Source organism: Erythrobacter sp., from assembly GCF_038133525.1.
Lineage (GTDB): Bacteria > Pseudomonadota > Alphaproteobacteria > Sphingomonadales > Sphingomonadaceae > Qipengyuania.
Genome location: NZ_JAYPTL010000111.1, coordinates 1 through 4831, shown reverse-complemented (window position 1 = coordinate 4831; position 4831 = coordinate 1). Strand labels below are relative to the sequence as shown.

Below are 4831 nucleotides of genomic sequence, written 5' to 3'. Positions count from 1 at the left end.
TGCGGTAGTGCTTCGAGTAACGCGCCTTGACGTAGGCTTCCTTGAGCTTCTCGAACCGCGCGCGATCGCGCTTGGTATCGCGCGGCCAGACATAGGTCAGCCGTCGATCGATGCGTTCGGCCTGGGTGCGCAGGAAGCCTAGATTGTGCACGTGGGGCGTGTAGAAAGTGCAGACCAGAAGCACGCAGTGGTAGAGGCTCTCGGTCGCTTGATGCAGGTTGAACGCCGCCTTTTTAGTCCAACCCTTTTCCATCGTGAAGCGTGCGGTCTCAAGTGACTGCTGCCCGCTAGGTAGCCACTCCTCAAAATACTCCTGCGCCATCTTGAGAGCCTGCGTCGGCGTCTTGGGCTTGGGTGTATGCAGCTCGGTGTCATCGGATTGGTAGAGCGCAATGCCGTCCTGCTTCACATCCATGAAGAAGTAGCGCCCATGGGCTAGCCCGTCGTTCACTTCCTGCAAGGTGTGCACGATGAAGTTGATCGGGGTTCTGATCGTTCCGGTAACCCCATACTCGCGCATCAACCGGTCATCGAGCTTGGCCCAGTACTTAACCCTGTCGGTCAGTCGCTTGTCGTTGACGATGATGAGCAGATCGTAATCGGACTGATAGCCCTTGGCGGTATGCGGCTCGTCGACCCAGGTGCCTCTGGCATAGCTGCCGTAGAGGATAACCTTGAGGATGCGACCAGCCTTCTTCCACTCGTGCTTGGAGAGCGCGAAGGCATCGCCGAACTCCTCGAACACCAGCTGCACCACGCGCTCCAGCTCGCGCTGTTTCTGTGGTGGCAGATGATCGAGATCGGTCCTCATCACCTAGCCCTAGCAAGTTGCTGGAATAGTTGCACCTGTCGTTGGTCTTTCATCCGCAACGCCTGTTCGTGGCGCATGGTTGAGTCAGTTCGGCTAGGCCGCGTCAATACCAAGAACTGGGGAGGGGGGGCTTATCGCCCATTTCCCAATTGCTGGTCCGCTGGTGTCCAGCATCATAGATCTGCTTCTGAAGCTGTGCTTCTTGGCGTTTCGAACGGGCTGGGATATGGAGGAGTTACGTTCTGCCAAGCATCGAAAAATTCAGCTTTAAGGATCAAAAGCTGAACCGAACTACACTTATATGAACAAAAGTGTGGGGGAGAGTGTGGGGGAAGGTTCGCGCCGCTCTCAAAGACAGAATTGATTTCAAAGCGTTATTTTTGAAGTTCGATTCAAGCCCTGCCACCACCGCCGCCAAGCGCTTCATGGTTGTGACGGAATCAACGTCAATTCGGTCTGTCGGCCATCGAGGAAGCGGACTGCCGAACCATCGAAGAAGGCGTCCTCTTCGGTTCGGAAATCGACAATCTGGTTATCCCATTCGGGAACGGCTTTGAGAGAGGTGAGTTCGATGGACCAGGTTGTGTCCGGACGAATGCGGTAATTGCCGCGCGGATCGCCCTCCTGATTGTCCCAGAAACCGATGGCCGTGCCAGCGCCATGGCCATGAAAGCCGAGCGGGTGGCTGTAGATCGAGGGGTTCAAGCCTTCAGCGAGAGCTTGTTGGCGCGCGAGGGCCAGAACTTCGTTGCCGCTGAGGCCTGTCTTGAACGAGGCGCGCAAAATGTCCTGAACCCGATTGCTGGCGGCTAGGCCTTTCGCCAGCCCATCCGGAGCAGTGGTTTCATCCGGCTTCAATACATAGGCGAGATGCTGCGTATCGGTGTTCAACCGGAGATAGGTGATCCCGAAATCCGTCCACAACAGGTCGCCGGGTTCGATCACCACCTCGCCTTCGAGCATTCCCTTCACCCCGCGGCGCTGGACGCCGACCGATGGCTGGAACCAGGTGTCGAGGCCCAACTCGGCTAGCTTTTGGCGATACCACCACACAACGTCGTTGGTGGTGGTTTCTCCGGGGTTGATCACCTTTCGCGAAAATGCTTCCCCGATCAGGGCGTGCGCGAGGCGCACGATCCCGGGATAGATTGCGAGCTCATCGTCAGTGCGCGACTCCAACCAGCGCAGCGATAGCGTTTCGCCCGATACGACCCGCTGGCGGTATGCCTCCGGCAATGCGGCCATCAGCGCGTTATATTGGCTATAGGTCATACCGTCGCCGAATGCGGTGCGGTCTGACGTGTTGATCGCGACGGCGCTCGGGTCACGATCGGCGATGATCTCTGCGAGCGCCTGCCACTGGTCGGGCTGTTGCGCTGGATCCCAAGACGGATGGAAGAGATCGCCCATACCGTATCTGCTGACGGTAAGCCGTTCGACCGGTTGGCCTTCACCAGGATCGTGAAATACCAAGATTGTACGCCGCCTCGCGTGCATGCTCTCGGCGTCGAGCATGGTCGCAATCACCGGGTCTTCGAAATACTCGCGTGCGGCGACGATCCACATTGTGATCCCGGTTTCACGCATGATCTGCGGGATGATCGTTTCCAGCCGTCTCGAGAGGTTTCGGTCGATCAATGCTGCGCGATCGCGCATCGGGAGTATCTGTGGGTATTCGGGAGCTTCCTGCTCGTCATCACTCATCGGCAGGATGGGCGCTGCAATGTCATGTGCTGGTTCGGCTACCGCGGCAATGCCGGTGCCAAGCGCGATTGCCGCCAGGAATGCCTTGCGACCGATTGCGGGCATCCTAGCCGGCACGAAGCGCGAGTTCGTCGGCGTCGAGGATAACGACTTCGCGACGAGCGGGCAGATCGATCAACCCATCCTTCTTGAGCTTGGTAAGCTGGCGGCTAACGGTTTCGATCGTGAGCCCAAGCACATCGGCAATCTGCTGACGTGAAAGCGGCAGGCAGACGGCTTGCGGCTCATCGAGGCCCTTCAGTGCGCAGCTCTTGTCCTCCAGCCGGTCAACCATTTCGATGAGGAAAGTTGCCAGCTTCTGTTCCGCGTTCATGCGGCCCAGCAGCAGCATCCAGCGACGTGTGCGGTCGAGCTCGGCCAGCGTGCGTTCGAGCAGCTTGTGTTCCAACCGTGGGTGTTCACGGGCAAAGCGATCGAAATCGCGGCGCTCGAAAACGCAGACATGCGCATCGGTCAGTGCCTCGACGCCATAAGGTGTGGTCTGACCAAAGGGTCGACCGAGGAAATCGGAAGGATAGACCAGGCCCAGGATCTGTTCCTTGCCATCGGCGGTCTGGGTCGAAAGTTTGAGAACGCCCTCGATAACATTGGCGACGAGGATCGCTTCATCGCCTTCCCACAAGAGCTGCTCGCCGGCCTCCAAGCGGCGGCGCCGCCCGATGCCGTTCAGCAAGCCGATCTCCCGGCTGTCGAGATCCCCACAAATCGCACGATTGCGGATTGCGCAAGCGTCGCAGAAATTGATTTGGCGTTCAGTTGTGGAAGCATCCATGGGGTCGGCCATAATGCGAAGGAACGCAGGTGCCAACCTTTGCGGCGCGTCTTGCCCCAAAGCGAGGCGGCGCTTAATCCGGCGCCTATGAATCAGGACACCATGATGACCGGACACCCCGTCATTTCCGCCACCGGCTTGTTCACGCCCGCAGAGAGCATCACGAATGAGGAGCTGGTTGCCAGCTTCAACGAATATGTGAAACGCCACAATGCAGCTCATGCAGAGGCGATCGCGGCAGGTGAAATGGAGCCGCTGCAGGAAAGCTCGGTCGAGTTCATCGAGAAGGCGAGCGGGATCAAGGCGCGCCACGTGATGGCCAAGGAGCCGGTGCTTGACCCCGAGATCATGGCTCCGCGTTGGCCTGAGCGCTCGAATGAAGAGTTATCAATTCTGGCCGAGATTGGGGTCAAGGCTGCGCAGGATGCCTTGGCACGCGCGGGGCGTGATCCAAAGGATGTCGACGCGGTGCTTTGTGCGGCGTCGAATATGGAGCGCGCCTATCCAGCCATGGCGATCGAGATACAGCAAGCGTTGGGGATCGACGGCTTCGGCTTCGACATGAACGTGGCTTGCTCCAGTGCGACCTTCGGGATACAGACCGCTGCCGACTATATCCGAGCAGGCAATGCCAAGAGCGTGCTTGTCGTCAGCCCGGAAATCACCAGCGGGCATCTCAATTGGCGTGACCGGGACAGTCATTTCATTTTTGGGGATGTCGCCACCGCGGTGCTGGTCGAGGACGCCGCAATTGCCCCGGCCGAGCATTGGGACATTCTCGGCACTCGCCTCAAGACGGTATTTTCCAACAACATCCGCAACAACTTCGGTTTCCTGAATCGTGCGAACCCGGGCAGCGAGGGAAGTGCGGACAAGCTCTTCGTCCAGGAAGGTCGCAAGGTGTTCAAGGAAGTGGTCCCGATGGTCGCTGATATGATCGTGACGGAAGCGGGCAGGCTGGGGCTCGATCCGCATGCGTTGCGGCGGCTTTGGCTGCACCAGGCAAATGCCGGTATGAACCGCCTAATCGCGCACCGCGTGCTGGGCCATGAAGCAAATGCCGACGAGAGCCCGACCGTTCTCGATACCTATGGCAATACGTCGAGCGCGGGTTCGATCATCGCCTTCCACCTGCACAACGAAGACTTGGCCGCTGGCGATACGGGGCTGATCTGCAGCTTCGGTGCAGGCTATTCGGCTGGCACGGTGTTTGTGCGCAAGGCAGCGTGACGGGTTGTGGCGCCGCGCCGCTACGCTTAAGTGGCGCCCATGGCAGGTGATCTCTTAGACAACCGCGGCCGCGGCGACGTCCGCTGGTCGTTCCCCTCGATCCATCCAGAAGGGCGCAAGTTCGGCGTTATCGCCATTGTGATCAGCCTGGCCTTCCTGCTCGGCCTCGATTGGGAGATCGTCGGCTGGCCGCTGCTGCTGCTTTCTGGAGGGGTGTTCGCCTTCTTCCGCGATCCCGAACGTGTGGTCCCGCA

Annotated in this window: 4 protein-coding genes and 1 pseudogene; 2 read left to right on the top strand and 3 right to left on the bottom strand. The window is 59.2% G+C overall.

Annotated elements, in window-relative coordinates; translation table 11 throughout:
- From AAFM29_RS16620 to AAFM29_RS16610, 3 genes are all read right to left on the bottom strand, one after another.
- Positions 1-811: HEPN domain-containing protein (locus AAFM29_RS16620; protein ID WP_341713866.1), on the bottom strand; the 811-nt coding region annotated here is incomplete at its 3' end.
- Between the two features lie 423 nt (positions 812-1234).
- The gene (locus AAFM29_RS16615) at positions 1235-2620 is read right to left on the bottom strand and encodes a M24 family metallopeptidase (protein WP_341713865.1); all 1386 of its coding nucleotides are present in this window, start codon (positions 2618-2620) and stop codon (positions 1235-1237) included.
- Position 2621: 1 nt separating this feature from the next.
- Complete coding sequence (locus AAFM29_RS16610) at positions 2622-3347, bottom strand: Crp/Fnr family transcriptional regulator (RefSeq protein ID WP_341713864.1); 726 nt, start codon at positions 3345-3347, stop codon at positions 2622-2624.
- A gap of 87 nt (positions 3348-3434) precedes the next feature.
- On the opposite strand from AAFM29_RS16610, the gene AAFM29_RS16605 reads away from it, so the two are divergent.
- Both AAFM29_RS16605 and AAFM29_RS16600 read left to right on the top strand, forming a co-directional pair.
- The gene (locus AAFM29_RS16605) at positions 3435-4577 is read left to right on the top strand and encodes a beta-ketoacyl-ACP synthase III (protein WP_341713863.1); all 1143 of its coding nucleotides are present in this window, start codon (positions 3435-3437) and stop codon (positions 4575-4577) included.
- 39 nt (positions 4578-4616) lie between these two features.
- Positions 4617-4831 (top strand): annotated as a pseudogene (locus AAFM29_RS16600) (phosphatidylserine decarboxylase family protein); the annotation flags it as partial.

What these genes read in the sequence shown, in the direction of transcription:
- AAFM29_RS16615 (WP_341713865.1), bottom strand. Translation starts at nt 2,620, where the DNA reads ATGCCCGCAATCGGTCGCAAGGCATTCCTGGCGGCAATCGCGCTTGGC.
- AAFM29_RS16605 (WP_341713863.1), top strand. Translation starts at nt 3,435, where the DNA reads ATGAATCAGGACACCATGATGACCGGACACCCCGTCATTTCCGCCACC.
- AAFM29_RS16610 (WP_341713864.1), bottom strand. Translation starts at nt 3,347, where the DNA reads ATGGATGCTTCCACAACTGAACGCCAAATCAATTTCTGCGACGCTTGC.